Genomic DNA, 15,613 nt, shown 5'->3' on the forward strand with positions numbered 1-15,613 from the left:
CATCATCATGCATAGCGGCCTCCTCAGCTTTCGCTCGTCAGCGGGGCGCCTGGGGGTGGGGTATCGCGGCCTCGGTGCGGTGGACGCCGGCGACACGCTAGCCAAGCGCCCGGCAGGCTCGAGGTCAACACGATCGCGCCATACACCAGCGAGATCGCCACGCCTTGGGCGGGATCGAGTCCGGCGCCCATCCACACCAGCGCCGCGGCGCTTTCGCGCAGTCCCCACCCGGCGACGGACAGCGGAATCGCCATGACCATCAGGACCGGTGGGATCAGGGGTAACAGGGTGTCCAGGGCGATATCCGCCTCGATGGCTCGGGCGGCGATGGCATAGACGGTGATGTAACTAGCCACCACCCCCAGGGAACTCAGGCATTGCCAGAACCACATGCGAGAGGCCACCAGGGCGGCGCCGAGATCGTCCAGCGTGTTACGCAGCCAGGCCGGCGGGCGGCGATGACACCAGATCCCGAGTCCGCCCAGCAGGAGGATGCCCGCCGTCAGTGCAGTGGGTGCATTGACCAGATGGACCAGGCCATCGAATACGCTGTCGCGCAGGGCCGGCGAGGCCAGTAACGCCGCGATGGCAATCATTGCCAGCATCAGTTGGCCGGAGAGGCGTTCGATGATGACGGCGCGCCATGCCCGTGGCCGGTCGCTGCTCGACCGGGCATGGCGCCAGGCGCGCGAGGCGTCGCCCATCACCCCACCCGGCAGTACCTGATTGAGAAAGGTAGCCGCGTAGTATTCCGCCACGGCGCGCCGCAACGGTAGGACTAGGCCCATGCGCTGGGCGGTCAGCCGCCAGCGCCAGGCGGAGAGCACCACTTGAGGCACGCTGAGGGCCAATGCCAGCAACAGCCAGCCCGGTGCGGGGGCGACGATAGCGTCCCGCAACGCCCGTGCGTCGAGGTGCCAGGCAAGCCCCCCGATCAGTACCAGGCTGACGCCCAGGCGCAGCAGCATGACGTTAGCGCGGGTCATGGTCCGGCTCCGGTGCGGCGAACACGTCGCGGTGCCCGACGTACAGATCGACGTGGCCCTGGTCCAGCGCTTTGCGACGACGGTGCCACCAACGGTCGATGCGCCGGCGTGCTTGCGGCGCTTGTTCGCGCGCGGCGCCGGCCCAGCCATCGATAAGGCTCAGCGCCAGGGGACGCTGAGCCGGCGTCAGGCGCCAGGGGCTTTCAGCATCGCTGAGGTGAAATCCCCTGACGGTGAAGGCATCGATCAATGCCTGGGGGGCCGTGGTGCCCAACGCGGGGCCGAAGCCCTTGTCGCGGCGCTGATGCGCGGCAAGGATCTCGAAGAGCCAGACATCTTCGGCATCATTGACCACTACATCATCGGCCTGGAAACGAATGTTGCCGTCCACGCTGAGCGTGATCAGTGCCGCGGCGCGGTGAGCCGTGCAGGCGTCGGCCAGGGTCTCGACCCAGGCGGCGCTGACCAGGTCGCACAGTGCCGAGGCAGTGACGAGATCGATATCGGCCAACCATGAGCTCTCGAGCGCATGCAGGTCGTGTTGATACGTGGTCACCTGGATGGGCATGCTCGTGGGATCGCGCAAGGGCTGACAGCGTCCTACGGCATGGCTGAGCAAAGCATCGTCATGATCGACCAGGTGCCAGTGCTGGAGACCGGGCAAGCGTGGTGCGAGATAACGGACATTGGCGCCGCTACCGCAGCCGAGATCGAGTAGTTGCCAGGGGGCACGATCTCCGCCCGGGGCAAGCCAGTCAATGGCGGCTTGCAAGGGCGCCGTGGCGCGGGCGTCGTGGTCGGCCTGCTCGCGTCGCGTCAGCCAGGCGTCGCTGAACGAACCGGCGGCGTTCATGCGGCACCTCGCTGCAAGGCGGCGGCGAAGGCCGCGCCGACCTGCGACCAGTCGCGCAGCGAGGCGCGTGCGCGCTCGGCGCCGTCGCGCCATCTGCGACGTTCATGCGAGTCATCGAGCATCTCGCGCAGGGCAGCGGCGAGTGCAGCGGCATCGCCGGGGGGCACCTTGAGGCCGGCATCATCGGGCAGGGTATGGGCGAGCGCGCCGCCGTTGGTAGTGACCACGGGCAGGGCATGCGCCAGGGCCTCGCTGACGACCATGCCATAGCCTTCGTAATGCGAGGGCAGTACGAAGATGTCGCTGTCGTGGTAGGCCTCGTCCAAGGCATCGGCGGGTCGCTCGCCGAGCAAGTGGATACGTGCTTCGAGCCCGTGGGCGGCGATACGTGACTGGACGTGCGATACATGCGCCGGTGCACGCTCCAGGCCGCCGATGCAGTCGCATGTCCAGGGCAGATCGGTCAGCGTGGCCAGCGCCTCGACGAGCACATCATGCCCCTTGCGCGGCGTGACCGTGGCCACGCACAGCAGGCGTGGCACCTCAGCGTTGCCACGTGCCGGTGAGGCGCGCATCACGCCGGGTTCGACCACCTGCAAGCGCTCCGCAGTTACCTGGAAATCCGCCAAACGCCGAGCGGTGAAGGGGCTGGTGACGATGACGTCGCGTACCGCCGACAGCGCCCGGGTTTCGCTGATCGTGAAGCGCTGGCGTTCGGCATCGCCGAGGCCGGTTTCATCGGCGAGCGGATGGTGAACCAGGGCAGTGAGCGTCAATCGCTGGGCATGGGCTTCCAGCACGTCGGGCAAGCCGCCCATCGCGAGTCCGTCGAGGATGACATGAGCACCCGCGGGCTGCGCCGCCAAGGCGTTTTCAAGTGCCTGTCTCGCCGTCATGTCGGGTTCGGGAAAACGTCCCTCGAGACCGATGACCTCCACGGGCCAACCGTGTTCGCGGAGGGCCGAGACGACGCGCGCATCGTAGACATAGCCACCGGTCAATTGCGCGGGATCACCGGCGACGATCAGGGTGACCGGATGACTCATAGCGCACCTTCGTACTTCGCCCAGGCGATATGCGACTCATGCAGCGTGACGTCGAGCGCCGTCAGGCCATGCCCCGTCTCGCCGAGCTCGCCTTGGCGGATCGCGTGGGCGAGCCGCTCGAAAACCACCTTGGCCATGAACTCGGTGGTGGTGTTACGCCCCTGGAATTCGGGCACGTCGTCGAGGTTGTTGAAATTGAGTTCGCTCAGAACGCGGGACAGTGTCTGGCTGGCCAGGCCGATATCGACGATGAGGTCGTCGTGATCGAGTTCAGGGCGCTTGAAGGCGACATCGACCACATAGGTAGCGCCGTGCAAGCGCTGTGCAGGGCCGAAGATCTCGCCATTGAAGCTATGCGCGATCATGAAATGGTCTCTAACCGTCAGACTGAACATCCGTGTGACTCCTTTTGCGTGTGACATGTTATGCGTGTGGCATGGGCGCCGCCGGGTGACGGCAGCGTCACGAATAGCGTATGCGATGACAGAGTGCCGGGCGATCCGTGTCGCTCAGTCGTGCCAGGACGGTGGGTAGATCAAGGAAGTCGCTTTCGCCGTCGATCAAGGCGTCGAGCCGCGCGTCGCGCAGTAGCGTCAGGGCCAGTTGTAGACGCTGCGCATGGCTGCGTCGCGCGCGTCTTGCCGGCGAGACACCGCCGACCTGGCTGGCACGCAGCGTCAGCCGCCGCGAGTGAAAGGCCTCGCCGAGAGGCAATGTGACCTCGTCGCGTCCGAACCAGCTCAGTTCGATGATCTCCGCTTCGTAGCCGGCCAGTGCCAAGGCGTTTCGCAAACCGTGAGGGTTGCCGCTGGCATTGATCACGATGTCCTGTTCGTCCTCGGCATCGTGCGGGTGCCGAAAGGGCAAGCCTAGTGCGGCGGCGAGTTCGGCTTTTCGGGTATCGAGGTCGAGCAACTGCACGCGCACGCCGGCCGTTTGTTGGCATAACCAGGCGACCAGACTGCCGACGACGCCGGCACCGACGACGCTGATCCGATCGCCGACGCGTGGTGCGGCGTCCCACAAAGCGTTGACGGCGGTTTCCATGTTGGCTGCGAGGACCGCGCGTGCGGCGGGGAGGTTGTCGGGGAGCGGGACCACGGCCTCGATGGGGACGGTGTAGCGTGTCTGATGCGGGTAGAGGCAGAAGACCTCGCGGCCGCACCAATCGTCCGGTCCCTCCTCGACCACGCCGACATTGGCATAGCCATATTTGACCGGCCCGGGAAAGTCTCCTTCCTGAAAAGGGGCGCGCATACGGGTGTATTCGCTGTCCGGAATCTTGCCTTGGAATACCAGGCTTTCGGTGCCGCGGCTGATGGCGCTGTAGCGCGTCCTGATCAACAGTTCATGCGCATGGCGACGGGGCAAGGCTTGCGTTCTTATCTCGCCTCGCCCCGGTGCCTGTATCCAAAAAGCCTGTGAGTTCGCTGCGTGCATGGCACACCTCCTTGCGTATCTTGAGTATCGTCCATGACATCGTTCATGTACAGGTATTGTACATATAATTGTTTGTGTATCATTTTATTACAAATATCGCGTGCTATCAGCGCAGTGAAAAGCGCACCGTTCATTGATCCTCTGCCATAGTTAAATGCAGACGTTTGGGAGAATAAGGTCATGCGTGACACACCACGCGATGTCACCCCTCGCAGAGCAACGTGGGTACATGGGTTGCCGGCGGTACTCGAACTGCTGCTGGGTTTGTGTCTGACCGGATTGCTGGTTGAAACCCTGCAGTGGCACCTGGCGGCACCGCGAGGGCTTGGCTGGTCGGTGGGGGGTGTCTACCTGGGCATGGCATTGATCATCCTTTGGGCATGGCCGGCGGCGCGGCGCTGGCTGGGATGGGCTAATCGCGTCACCCTGCTGCGTGCCGTGTTGATCGCACTGCTGGCCGGCAGCATGGCGTTCCCGGCATTCATGGAGCGGCACGTTTTCGAGATGACATGGGTCGCATTATTGGCGCTGTGCCTGGACGGCATCGATGGTTGGGTGGCGCGTCACACGCATTCCGCTAGCGACTTCGGTGCGCGTTTCGATATGGAGCTGGACGCATTTTTCATTATGGTGCTGTGCTGCGCGCTCATCGTGCTCGACAAGCTCGGCGGATGGGTGCTGGTGGTGGGCGCCCTGCGTTACACCTTCGTGGCGGCGGGGCATGCATGGCCATGGTTGCGGCGAGAGTTGCCCTCGAGTCTGCGCCGCAAGGCGGTCTGCGTATGGCAGGTCGTCAGTCTGCTGGTGGCACTGCTGCCCTGGGTGCCGTCTTTCTGGGCGGCGCTTTGTGTCGGCGTGGCGCTGGCGTTGCTGATCTATTCCTTCGCGCGCGACGTCGTCTGGTTGTATCGTCATCGTCGCATGCGTGTCTGAAGCCTCTTGGCGTCGTCGCCCAGCGACCCGCTCAGTGAGGCTCTTCCAGGTGGCTCAAGTGGTTGATGAACTGCGTGAAGATTTCTGCCTGGGTAGAGGTATTCAGCCGCGCATGGATGTTCTTGCGATGCACCTTGACCGTGCCGACGCTGATTTTCAGGTGGTCGGCAATCGCCTGGGACGAAAAGCCGCGCAGTATGAGCTCGGTGATTTCCCGCTCACGCTGCGTCAGCACGCCACTGGCAAAGGTACGCAGAGCACGCTTCATGGGGCCATCGGAGCGGCCATATTGCAGGAACTCATCGGACTGGGTCTGCCAGAACTGGCGCATGAGTGCGCTGATGATTGGATGAAATTCTTGTAGGGTATTGAGCTCGGTGCGCGAAATGCTTTCCAGCGAGGCTTTTCGTCCGAGCGTGATGGCGCAGGTCACTTCGTCATCGAGGCCAATCAACAGGTTGATTTCATCCACCAGGCCGAAGTTCTGGTAGCAGGTCTGATAGTACTCGGTGCTTTTGAAGGAATCCGGCATGATGTCGGCCAGTCGCACGATGCCGGGGGAGGCAGTGTCCTTGATGGCGTGGAAAAGCGGGTCGAGTACATAGGCATGATTGATGTACTGACGCAAGGTATCGCTCTGCTCCGCCGGATCGGAAGGATGGACGAGAATCGGCCGCAGCGATTTCTTGTAGGTCAGTAGCAGAATCGTGTCGAAGCAACACAGGGTCGACAGGAAAGTCTCCAACATCACCGGGAAACTGCGCAATCGCTGATGCTCGATGAGCACGGCCAGGTTTTTCTGCCAACTCTCATTGGTCTGTATCTGATTGACGCGATCTCTCATCGCTTGTCCTTGCTTCTTGTATGCGGCCGAAAGGGCGCTATCAGGGATTCCCCAAGGCTAAGCCAGATGCTGGGCCGGTACCAGTCCGTCTTGCTTCGGGTGCCAATGCGGTGCGTACTCGTCCCTCTTCTCAGTGCTCGGATACCCCCGGAGTGATAGATACACCACTCTCTGGATGGGATACCTTGAGGTTCTGGTTTTCGAAAAGCATTCAAGAGTCATGCGTATGACGACGGATAACAAACAGGATAAGAACCGCGAGCTGGATCTCTTCATCACGGACTTGAACGGGAATTTACGCGGCAAGCGCCTGCCCGCCAGCGGTTTGGGCAAGGTCCTCAAGGAAGGCCTCAAGCTGCCACGTTCGGTGATGGGCTTTGATTTCTGGGGCGCCGATGTGCTCGACAATGGCCTGGTGTTCGAAACCGGTGATAGTGATGGCGTGTGCATGCCCATCACGAATGAGCCGATCTCGGTGCCCTGGTCGACGGCGCCTCGTGATCAGATGCTGGCGATGATGTTCAATCCCGATGGCACGCCCTTCGAGGCCGATCCACGCCAGGTTCTCAAGCGCATGGTGGATCGCTTTGCCGAAAAAGGGCTGACGCCGGTGATGGCCACCGAGCTCGAGTTCTATCTGATGGATGCCGAATCGGAAAGGACGCAGCGGCCGGTGCCACCGTCACTGGTGGATGGCAAAGGACGTCGTCTCGCCAATGCGGAAGGGTATTCCGTGGAGGAAATGGATGGCTTCGAGGCGTTGTTTACCGATATCCGTGCGGCTTGCCAGGCACAGGGGATCGGTGCGGATACCATTATTGCCGAGATGGGCCCGGGGCAGTTCGAGGTCAATCTCGACCATGTGGCCGATCCGCTGAATGCGGGCGATCAGGCGATCCTTTTCAAACGCCTCATACGCGGTGTTTCCCGTGACCATGGCTATTCGGCGACCTTCATGGCCAAGCCTTATGTTGAAGAAAGCGGCAACGGCTTTCACACGCATTTCAGCCTGCTCGACCGCGACGGTCACAATGTGTTCGATGACGGCACCGAGCAGGGCAGTGATCTGCTGCGCCACGCCATCGCCGGGATGATGCAGCTGATGCCGGAGAGCATGCTGGTGTTCGCGCCGCATCTGAATTCCTATCGTCGCTTCATGCCGGGCGCGCATGCCCCGACGCATGCCAGCTGGGGCTACGAGAACCGGACGGTGGCCTTGCGCGTGCCGGAGAGCCCCCACCTGGCGCGCCGTATCGAACACCGGGTGGCGGGGGCCGATGCCAACCCATATCTGGTATTGGCATCCCTTCTCGCCGGTGCGCTGCATGGCATGGAAAACGCACTCGAGCCGGAGGCGCCGGTGGAAGGTGATGCCTACGCCGAAGAAAGCCCCCGCTATCCACTGCCTTGCGAGTGGCAGGATGCGATCGCTCGCTTCGAGCAGAGCGAGACGCTGAGGGAATACCTGGGCGAAGAATTCGTGCGTGTCTACGCGCACGCCAAGCGCCAGGAGCGCCGCCGGCTGAACGAGCGCATCTCCGATGTTGAATATGAGGCCTATCTGGGATTGCTCTGATCCCGGCCAGGCCTGAAAAATTCACGGCGCGGCCGTGAGCGAGGAATCCGTCATGACACTGAAGATCGGCATACTGGCCACCGGCACGACGCCGGACAATCTGATCGACCAGTATGGTTCCTACGCCGACATGTTCGTTCGTCTGTTCGAACAGGCCGGCTATGGCTTTACCTTCACGACCTACGATGTGCGCGACGACGCCTTTCCCGAGTCAGCCGATGTCTGTGATGCCTGGATCATCACCGGCTCGAAGTTCAGCGTCTGCGACAAGTCGCCATGGATGGCACGGTTGAAAGACCTGATTCTCGACATCTATGACACCGGCGGCCCGATCGTGGGCATTTGCTTCGGCCACCAGATCGTGGCGGAAGCCTTCGGCGCCGACGTCGATCGGTATCCGCAAGGCTGGGGCGTGGGGCTGCATACCTACCGACTGGAGAAAAGCGTCGCGGAGCTGAGCGCCCTGGATGGCCGATTCACGCTGAATGCCGTGCATCAGGATCAGGTGCTGAGCAAACCGGAGCAGGCTGACGTCATTGCCTCTTCGTCGTTCTGTCCGTTTGCGGCCCTCCAGTACGACGATCGCATCCTGACTCTGCAGGCGCATCCAGAGTTCGACGTGGCGTTCGAAACGCGGCTGCTTCAGTCACGTCGTGACGCCCCGATTCCGTCGACGGCGACCGATCCGGCGCTGGTCGCGCTCGACGAGGCGTCGGCGCAGACGGACTCGTTGCAAATCGCCCACTGGATGGCCGAGTTCCTGCAGCAGGGTCGACGTCGTTGAACGTGCCCACACGTTGTCTGAACGCCCGGCTTGCCCATGCAGCGCTTGACGCGACCATCCGGGATCGAGCGGGCCATGTCGCGATAGCCCGATGATCCCGAAGGCCCATGCAACGCTCAGACACGCGGCTGCTGCTGGGTGATGCAGTGGATGTTGCCGCCGCCGAGCAGGATCTCGCGGGCATCGACGGCGACCACCCGGCGGTCTGGAAACAGGTTCTCGAGAATGGCGTGTGCCTCGTCGTCATGTGCCGGGTCGAGCCGGGGCATCACCACCACCGAGTTGCCGATGTAGAAATTGACGTAGGAGGCGGCCATGCGGTCGCCCGGTTGCCGGGGGCGCGAACTGCTCAGCCGGTCGACGCCGCTGGCTTCGGTCTCGGCGATGGTCAGCGGACCGGGCATCGGTAGCTTGTGCACGGTAAGCCGCCGTCCCCTGGCATCGGTGGCCGCCTCGAGAATCCCCAGGGCCTCGCGGGAGATGGCATGTTGCGGATCGCCATCGTCATCGGTCCAGGTCAGCGCCACTTCGCCGGGGGCGACGAAACAGCACAGGTTGTCGACGTGGCCGTCGGTCTCGTCCTGGAAACAGCCCCGCGGCAGCCAGATGATCTTTTCGACACCCAGGTAGGCGCGCAACAGCCATTCGATCTCGGACTTGTCGAGATCGGGGTTGCGATTGGGGTTGAGCAGGCACTCCTCGGTGGTGATCAGGGTCCCCTCGCCATCGACGTGGATGGCGCCCCCTTCGACCACCAGCGGGGTGATGAAGCGTTCGATACCGAGGACTTCGGCGATCTTCTGGCGGATGCGGCGGTCCTTGTCCCAGGGAAAGTAGAGCCCACCGTTGAGTCCGCCCCAGGCGTTGAATTCCCAGTCCACCATGGCCAGGCGACCATCCGGATGGGTCAGGAAGGTCGGCCCGACATCACGCATCCAGGCATCGTTGCTGGAAAGCTCGATCACTCGGATGTGGCTCGGCAACTGGTTGCGGGCGTTCTCGTACTGGTCGTCGTTGACGCCGACGAATACCGTCTCGCTCTCGGCGATGGCCCGGGCCACGGCGACGAACGCCGCCTGGGCCGGCTTGGCGCCATAGCGCCAGTTGTCGGGACGCTGCGGCCAGAGCATCCAGCAGGCGTCGTGCGGGGCGAACTCGGCAGGCATGGAAAAACCGAACTCGGCCGGGGTGGCGGTGCGACGCGCCGTCGCGATGTCTGTGTCGTTCATGACGAACCTCAAAGATAACCTGCGGCCAGAAATACCAGCGTGGCCAGGAAAGCGGCAAGAAGTGCATAGGGAAGCTGGGTCAGGGCATGAGCCATGGGCGTGCAGCCGCTACCCTGGGCCGACAGCACGGTCGAATCGCCGTAGAAACAGGCGTGGCTGCCGAAGGCGCTGGCCGAGATCAATGCGCCGATCACCAGCGGCATCTCGGCGTTGACGCTGCTCGCCAGCGGCAGCACGATCGGCATGGCCACGGCGAACAGCCCCCAGAACGAGCCGGTGGCGAAGGCCAGGAACGCCATGGTGACGAAGCTCACTGCCGGCAACAACTGAGCCGTCATCAGCGGTTGCAGCGTCTGGATCACGTATTCGGTGAGTCCCAGTCCGTCGTTGACTTCCTTGAGCGTGAAGCCGGCGACCAGCGTGCCCAACGGCATGAGCATCGACTTGAAGCCATCGAGTGCGGTATCGAAGGTGGCGTGAAAGCTCATCAGGCGCTGGCTGAAGATCAGTATCAGGGTCACGGCCAGGGCCACGATCACGCCGCGCAGTATGTCGATATCGAAATACCAGGTGAAGAAGATCAGGCTGGCAATGGGCAGCAGGAAGTTGAGCAGATGCGGGCGGCGCTGGCCTTTGTCCTCGGTCTCCAGGGCGTTTTCCTCGGCGCCGTCGGGCATTACCTGGCCGCCGCTGGCACGCCGTTCGGCCGTTTTCATGGGCCCGATGGCGGGAATCCAGCCCATCGCGACCAGCGGGACCACCGCGGCGGCGATCCAGGCATAGAACATGTAGGGGATCGATTCGATGTACAACCCCATGCCGTTGCCGGCCACGTCGTTGTCCTCGAGCAGCCCGGCGAAGAACACCGCCCAGGTGGAGAAGGGGACCAGGATGCAGATCGGCGCGGCGGTGGAGTCGACGATGTAGGCGAGCATCTCCCGCGAGACCTTGAAGCGGTCGGTGATCTTCTTCATCGAAGCGCTGATCGCCAGGGCATTGAGATAGTCGTCGACGAAGATGGCCAGACCGAGGAGCCAGGTGGTCAGCAGTCCCTGGCGCCGGCCGTGGATGCGACGCGTCATGACGTCGCCGAAGGTCAGCACGCCACCGGTACGCACCAGTAGCGCGATCAGGCTGCCGAACAGCCCGCAGACCAGGATGATCCAGGTCACGGTGCCGTTGCCGAGCACCGTGAGCAGCGTGTCGGAAGCCTGGGTCACCACACTTGTCGGATCGATCATCAACATGCCGACCAGGGCGCCGGTCATCAGCGACTCGATGGTGCGGCGGGTGACGATGGCCATGATCAGCACGATCAGGGTGGGAAACAGGCTCCAGAGTCCGTAAGTCTCCATGTGATCCTCTTTTGTGATTGTTGGTTCAACGCATGAGGGGGAGGTTTGAAGGGCCGTGATAGCGGCCCTTCATCGGTCACAGGTAGCCATCAGCGCGGAGTGTTGCGGTGGTCTTCGTCAGCGCCGCATCGAGGATCTCCACCACGCGGTCGACGGTGTCCCGCGTCCAGATCAGCGGTGGCGAGACGATGTTGAGATGGCCCACCGGGCGAATGATCAGACCAAGCTGCTGAGCCTCGAAGGCGACTCTGTCGCCCACCCGTGCCTCCACCGGGAAGAGCGCCTTGGTCTGCTTGTCGGCGACGTTCTCGAGACACATCATGAAATGGCCGCCGCGCACATCGCCCACCGTGGCGTGATGCGACAACGATGCCAGGCGTTCCTCGAGGTAGGGGCCCACCGCGCGGACGTTTTCGCAGATCCCCTCGCGCTCGATGATCTCGATGTTCTTGAGTGCCGCCGCGCAACTGACCGGATGCCCGGAATAGGTAAAGCCGGTGCTCAGCACGCCGCCCGGTCCCTGCGGCGTGGACAGCACGTCGTAGAGTGCGTCGGAGATCAGCGTCGCGCCCAGCGGTGCATAGCCGGAAGACAGTCCCTTGGCGCAGTTGATGATATCGGGCTGGGTCTCGTACACCGCCTCGGAGGCGAAGAAGTGCCCCAGGCGACCGAAACCGGTCACCACCTCGTCGGCGATGTACAGGATGTCGTTGGCGCGACACACCGCCTGCATGCGCTTGTGATAGTCCCTCGGTGCCACCAGCACGCCGCCGGCGCCCATGATCGGCTCGGCGATGAAGGCGGCGATGTTGTCGGCGCCGATCTCGGCGACGGTGTCCTCGAACTCCCGAACCAGGTGGTCGCAGTAGTCGGCTTCGGTCATCCCCTCGGGACGTCGGTAGCAGTTGGCCTCGCTGAGATGGGTGACCAGGTGATCGAGGGTATCGAAGTCCCAGTTGTTGCTGGCGATGCCGGTCAGGGTAGAGGCGAGATAGGTGGTGCCGTGGTAGGCGTTGTTGCGTGAAATGATGCGCTTCTTGGCCGGTTGGCCGAGGCGGTTGAAGTAGTAATGCACCAGGCGGATGGTGGCGTCGTTGGCCGTCGAGCCGCCGCAGCTGTAGAAGACGTGGTTGAGGTGCGCGGGGGCGAGTTCGGCCAGCCTGGCGGAAAGCTCGGCGGCCGGGGCATTGGACAGGTTGTTGAAGGTCGAGAAGTAGGCCATGCGCGTGGCCTGCTCGGCCATGGCTTGGCCGATCTCGGCGCGGCCGTGCCCGACGTTGACGCACCACAGCCCGGCGATGCCGTCGATGAAGCGATTGCCCTTGGCATCCTGGACGTAGATGCCGTCGCTGTCGGTGATCAGGTCGCAGCCTTCCTCATGAAAGGTGCTGAAGTCGGTGAAGGGGTGGATGAAGTGATCCTTGTCTTTCTGCCACAGCGCTTGGGCATCCTGAGTACGGGTCTCGGTGTTCATGATCTCGCCTCGCACGTTGCAAGCGGTCAGTGCCGCGATGAGTCGTCGTGATACGTCGTTGCGTTCGCAACGAGACTAGCGAGGAAGGGGTGGGCGGGAATATATCCTGATAGGGGTATATCGCAACGCCCCGGGAGCCGCCTAATGTGTTCCATGACCCAACTACCTGACAAGCACAAAGGGGAGACTTCATGGCGGTTTCCATTGATGGCCGACGGCTGTGGGACAGTCTGATGGCGATGGCCGAGATCGGCCCGACCGAAAACGGCGGCAGTTGTCGCCTGGCCTTGACCCCGGAAGATGCCGCCGGACGCCACCTGCTGCTCGACTGGTGCGAGGCGCTCGGTTGTACCTGGCAGGTCGATCGCGTCGGCAACCTCTTCATCCGCCGCGCCGGCAAGCGCGACGATCTCGCGCCGGTGGCCATGGGAAGTCATCTCGATACCCAGCCAAAGGGCGGTCGCTTCGACGGCATCCTCGGCGTTCTGGCCGGGCTCGAAGTGCTGCGCACACTCGCGGACCGCGGCATCGTTACCGAGCGGCCGCTGGTACTGGTGGTGTGGACCAACGAGGAAGGCAGCCGTTTCGCGCCGGCCATGGTCGCTTCCGGTACCTATGCCGGTGCGTTCAGCGTTGCGTCGACCCTGGCCCGTGAGGACCGCGACGGCGTGACGTTCGGCGAGGCGCTCGAGGCCTGCGGTTATGCCGGCGAATCGCCGGTCGGCGAGCCGCGTCTGGACAGCTTCTTCGAGCTGCACATCGAACAGGGCCCGGTGCTCGAGGAAGAAGGCAAGACCATCGGCGTGGTGACCGGTGTCCAGGGCATGCGCTGGTTCGACGTGACGATCGCGGGGCAGTCGGCCCATGCCGGCCCCACCCCCATGTGCTATCGCCGCGATGCTCTGGCCGCGGCGGCACGCTTGATCGACCGGCTGCAGGCCCATGCGCTGGCCGACGAAAGCGGTGACACCAAGGTGACCTGCGGCTGCCTGGAGATCGTGTCCGCGTCTCGCAATGTGGTGCCGGGTGACGTCAAGCTCACCATCGACCTGCGCCATGTGATAGAGAGCGAACTCGACGCCTTGCAAGCGTATTTCGAAGGGCTGCTCGGCGAAGTGGGCGAGGCCTGCGGCGTCACGATGACCCAGGAGCGGATCTGGGCCTCGCCGGTGGTCGAGTTCGCCCCCGAGTGCGTCGCGGCGGTGGAACGCGGCCCCCAAGAGCAGGGGCTGACATACCGTCGCATGATGAGCGGTGCCGGCCACGACGCCGTCTATGTGTCCCGGGTGGCGCCGACGGCCATGATCTTCGTGCCTTGCCGTGACGGCATCAGCCACAACGAGGCCGAATACGCCACGCCGGAAGACTGTGCCGCAGGCACGCAAGTGCTCTGCGATGCCATCCTTGAACGCGCCAATCGCGCAGCCTGACCCGAGGAGAACGACATGACTCACTCCCACGCCTCAACTCCCGAAACCCACGCTGATTGGCAGGCACTGGCTCAGCACTTGCGTGCAGACGGCCTCGAGGCGCGTGCCTATATCGATGACACCTTCGTCGATGCCGTCAGCGGCAATACCTTCACGACGCTCAATCCCGCCACCGGCGAGACGCTCGCCGAAGTGGCCAGTTGCGATGCCGATGACGCCGAGACAGCCGTCGCGGTGGCGCGGCGTGCCTTCGAGAGCGGCGCGTGGTCGCGTTCGTCACCGGGGGAGCGCAAGGCCGTGCTGCTGCGTCTGGCCGACCTGATGGAAGTACATCAGCATGAGCTGGCGCTGCTCGACAGCCTGGACATGGGCAAGCCGGTATCGAGTGCCATGGGCGACATGGCCGGTGCCATCGGCTGCATTCGTCACCATGCCGAATCCATCGACAAGCTCTATGGCGAAATCGCCCCCACCGGCGAGGACAGCCTGGGGCTGGTAATGCGCGAGCCGCTGGGCGTGGTGTCCTCCATCGTGCCCTGGAACTTTCCGCTGATGATGACGGCCTGGAAGATCGGCCCGGCGCTGGCGGCTGGCAACAGTGTCATCCTCAAGCCGTCGGAAAAATCACCGCTTTCGGCGTTGCGCCTCGCCCAGCTGACGCGCGAAGCCGGCTTGCCGCGCGGCGTTTTTCAGGTATTGCCCGGCTTCGGTCATACCGTGGGCAAGGCCTTGGCATTGTCCATGGGCGTCGATTGCCTGGCCTTTACCGGCTCCACCGGGGTCGGCAAGCAGTTGATGCAGTACGCCGGTCAGTCGAATCTCAAAAAGGTCTTTCTGGAGTGTGGCGGTAAGAGTCCGAATCTCGTCTTCGCCGACTGCAAGGACCTGGATCGTGTGGCCGAGCATGCCGCGGGGGCGATCTTCCACAACCAGGGCGAGGTGTGCATCGCCGGCTCGCGCCTGTTGGTCGAGAATTCGATTCGCGAGGTTTTCGTCGAGAAGGTGCTGGCCGCCGCCGAGTGCATGCAGCCCGGTGATCCGCTGGACCCGGCGAGCTTCATGGGGGCGATGGTCGATCAGACTCAGTACCAGCGTGTGCTCGACTACATCCGCCAGGGTGTCGAAGAAGGCGCGACGCTACGTGCCGGCGGCCAGGCGCTGGAAGTCCAAGGCGCCAATGGCCAGGGCTTGTTCATCGAACCGACGGTGTTCGATGGCATTACCGACGCCATGGCCATCGGTCGGGAAGAAATCTTCGGCCCGGTACTGACGGTGTTCGGCTTCGACACCGAGGAGGAGGCCGTGCGGCTGGCCAACGACAGCGACTACGGCCTGGCGGCGGGCCTGTGGAGTCAGGACATCGATCGCATCATGCGCGTCACCCGTCGGCTGCGCTCGGGCCAGGTCTTCGTCAACAACTGGGCCGATATGGATCAGACGGTACCTTTCGGCGGGGTCAAGCAGTCCGGCAACGGGCGCGACAAGTCCCACCATTCGCTGGAGGAATACTCCGATCTCAAGACCGTCTGGATGACGCTGACGCCTTCGACTTGAACGTCGCCACGAGGCCAGTGATGTACCACGATGCCAGGGGGCGCTGCGTTGCTGGCGCCTCCCGACATGACCGTCGTGGCCATCGAGGAAGAGAGGTAGGTCAGGCAAG

At 63.5% G+C, this 15,613-nt stretch carries 14 protein-coding genes; 5 read left to right on the forward strand and 9 right to left on the reverse strand.

Annotation, left to right across the window (positions count from 1 at the left end; genetic code table 11):
• Positions 1-23 precede the first annotated feature (23 nt).
• The 5 genes from C8E00_RS00375 to C8E00_RS00395 all read right to left on the reverse strand — a co-directional run bounded on the left by C8E00_RS00375 (position 24) and on the right by C8E00_RS00395 (position 4,325).
• On the reverse strand, positions 24-986 hold the full coding sequence (locus tag C8E00_RS00375) for a lysylphosphatidylglycerol synthase transmembrane domain-containing protein (protein WP_133693275.1): 963 nt from the start codon (positions 984-986) through the stop codon (positions 24-26).
• Positions 973-1,839, reverse strand: a complete 867-nt coding sequence (locus C8E00_RS00380) for a class I SAM-dependent methyltransferase (protein WP_166638207.1) — start codon at positions 1,837-1,839, stop codon at positions 973-975. The genes C8E00_RS00375 and C8E00_RS00380 overlap by 14 nt, the downstream gene beginning before the upstream one ends.
• Positions 1,836-2,885, reverse strand: coding sequence for a glycosyltransferase family 4 protein (locus tag C8E00_RS00385; protein ID WP_133693278.1), 1,050 nt, complete (start codon positions 2,883-2,885; stop codon positions 1,836-1,838). The genes C8E00_RS00380 and C8E00_RS00385 overlap by 4 nt, the downstream gene beginning before the upstream one ends.
• Entirely contained in the window at positions 2,882-3,280 is a 399-nt protein-coding gene (locus tag C8E00_RS00390) for a 6-pyruvoyl trahydropterin synthase family protein (RefSeq protein WP_133693280.1), read from the reverse strand. Before C8E00_RS00390 ends, C8E00_RS00385 begins: the two co-directional genes overlap by 4 nt.
• A 67-nt stretch (positions 3,281-3,347) precedes the next feature.
• Positions 3,348-4,325 carry a zinc-dependent alcohol dehydrogenase gene (locus C8E00_RS00395; RefSeq protein ID WP_133693282.1) on the reverse strand — a complete coding sequence of 326 codons (978 nt, stop codon included), beginning with the start codon at positions 4,323-4,325 and terminating at the stop codon, positions 3,348-3,350.
• A 180-nt stretch (positions 4,326-4,505) separates the two neighbouring features.
• Here C8E00_RS00395 and C8E00_RS00400 point away from each other — a divergent pair, with 180 nt between their 5' ends.
• Positions 4,506-5,258, forward strand: coding sequence for a CDP-alcohol phosphatidyltransferase family protein (locus C8E00_RS00400; RefSeq protein WP_133693284.1), 753 nt, complete (start codon positions 4,506-4,508; stop codon positions 5,256-5,258).
• A gap of 31 nt (positions 5,259-5,289) precedes the next feature.
• On the opposite strand, the gene C8E00_RS00405 is transcribed toward C8E00_RS00400, so the two are convergent.
• Entirely contained in the window at positions 5,290-6,102 is an 813-nt protein-coding gene (locus C8E00_RS00405) for a helix-turn-helix domain-containing protein (protein ID WP_133693286.1), read from the reverse strand.
• A gap of 220 nt (positions 6,103-6,322) precedes the next feature.
• Between C8E00_RS00405 and C8E00_RS00410 the strand changes: the two genes are divergently transcribed.
• Positions 6,323-7,678, forward strand: coding sequence for a glutamine synthetase family protein (locus tag C8E00_RS00410; protein ID WP_133693288.1), 1,356 nt, complete (start codon positions 6,323-6,325; stop codon positions 7,676-7,678).
• Between the two features lie 52 nt (positions 7,679-7,730).
• Positions 7,731-8,462: a glutamine amidotransferase-related protein gene (locus C8E00_RS00415; protein ID WP_133693290.1), complete on the forward strand. Its 732-nt coding sequence runs from the start codon at positions 7,731-7,733 to the stop codon at positions 8,460-8,462.
• Between the two features lie 116 nt (positions 8,463-8,578).
• Here C8E00_RS00415 and aguA read toward each other — a convergent pair whose 3' ends face one another.
• The 3 genes from aguA to C8E00_RS00430 all read right to left on the reverse strand — a co-directional run bounded on the left by aguA (position 8,579) and on the right by C8E00_RS00430 (position 12,520).
• Positions 8,579-9,691, reverse strand: a complete 1,113-nt coding sequence (gene aguA / locus C8E00_RS00420; RefSeq protein WP_133693292.1) for an agmatine deiminase — start codon at positions 9,689-9,691, stop codon at positions 8,579-8,581.
• A gap of 8 nt (positions 9,692-9,699) precedes the next feature.
• Positions 9,700-11,046 (reverse strand): Na+/H+ antiporter NhaC family protein, encoded by a 1,347-nt coding sequence (locus C8E00_RS00425; RefSeq protein WP_133693294.1) that lies wholly within the window; start codon positions 11,044-11,046, stop codon positions 9,700-9,702.
• A gap of 76 nt (positions 11,047-11,122) precedes the next feature.
• Positions 11,123-12,520 carry an aminotransferase gene (locus C8E00_RS00430; RefSeq protein WP_133693295.1) on the reverse strand — a complete coding sequence of 466 codons (1,398 nt, stop codon included), beginning with the start codon at positions 12,518-12,520 and terminating at the stop codon, positions 11,123-11,125.
• Between the two features lie 191 nt (positions 12,521-12,711).
• Between C8E00_RS00430 and C8E00_RS00435 the strand changes: the two genes are divergently transcribed.
• The gene (locus C8E00_RS00435) at positions 12,712-13,950 is read left to right on the forward strand and encodes a Zn-dependent hydrolase (RefSeq protein WP_133693297.1); all 1,239 of its coding nucleotides are present in this window, start codon (positions 12,712-12,714) and stop codon (positions 13,948-13,950) included.
• A 15-nt stretch (positions 13,951-13,965) separates the two neighbouring features.
• A complete protein-coding gene (locus tag C8E00_RS00440; RefSeq protein ID WP_133693299.1) occupies positions 13,966-15,504 on the forward strand; it encodes an aldehyde dehydrogenase in 1,539 nt (512 codons plus the stop codon).
• The last annotated feature ends 109 nt before the right edge of the window (positions 15,505-15,613 follow it).

It is taken from the genome of Chromohalobacter marismortui (genome assembly GCF_004364315.1).
In the GTDB taxonomy this organism is placed as follows: Bacteria; Pseudomonadota; Gammaproteobacteria; order Pseudomonadales; family Halomonadaceae; genus Chromohalobacter; species Chromohalobacter marismortui.

Bases quoted from the DNA above. Each gene is read 5' to 3' on its own strand.
- C8E00_RS00375 (WP_133693275.1), bottom strand. From the start codon at position 986: ATGACCCGCGCTAACGTCATGCTGCTGCGCCTGGGCGTCAGCCTGGTA.
- C8E00_RS00380 (WP_166638207.1), bottom strand. From the start codon at position 1,839: ATGAACGCCGCCGGTTCGTTCAGCGACGCCTGGCTGACGCGACGCGAG.
- C8E00_RS00385 (WP_133693278.1), bottom strand. From the start codon at position 2,885: ATGAGTCATCCGGTCACCCTGATCGTCGCCGGTGATCCCGCGCAATTG.
- C8E00_RS00390 (WP_133693280.1), bottom strand. From the start codon at position 3,280: ATGTTCAGTCTGACGGTTAGAGACCATTTCATGATCGCGCATAGCTTC.
- C8E00_RS00395 (WP_133693282.1), bottom strand. From the start codon at position 4,325: ATGCACGCAGCGAACTCACAGGCTTTTTGGATACAGGCACCGGGGCGA.
- C8E00_RS00400 (WP_133693284.1), top strand. From the start codon at position 4,506: ATGCGTGACACACCACGCGATGTCACCCCTCGCAGAGCAACGTGGGTA.
- C8E00_RS00405 (WP_133693286.1), bottom strand. From the start codon at position 6,102: ATGAGAGATCGCGTCAATCAGATACAGACCAATGAGAGTTGGCAGAAA.
- C8E00_RS00410 (WP_133693288.1), top strand. From the start codon at position 6,323: ATGCGTATGACGACGGATAACAAACAGGATAAGAACCGCGAGCTGGAT.
- C8E00_RS00415 (WP_133693290.1), top strand. From the start codon at position 7,731: ATGACACTGAAGATCGGCATACTGGCCACCGGCACGACGCCGGACAAT.
- aguA (WP_133693292.1), bottom strand. From the start codon at position 9,691: ATGAACGACACAGACATCGCGACGGCGCGTCGCACCGCCACCCCGGCC.
- C8E00_RS00425 (WP_133693294.1), bottom strand. From the start codon at position 11,046: ATGGAGACTTACGGACTCTGGAGCCTGTTTCCCACCCTGATCGTGCTG.
- C8E00_RS00430 (WP_133693295.1), bottom strand. From the start codon at position 12,520: ATGAACACCGAGACCCGTACTCAGGATGCCCAAGCGCTGTGGCAGAAA.
- C8E00_RS00435 (WP_133693297.1), top strand. From the start codon at position 12,712: ATGGCGGTTTCCATTGATGGCCGACGGCTGTGGGACAGTCTGATGGCG.
- C8E00_RS00440 (WP_133693299.1), top strand. From the start codon at position 13,966: ATGACTCACTCCCACGCCTCAACTCCCGAAACCCACGCTGATTGGCAG.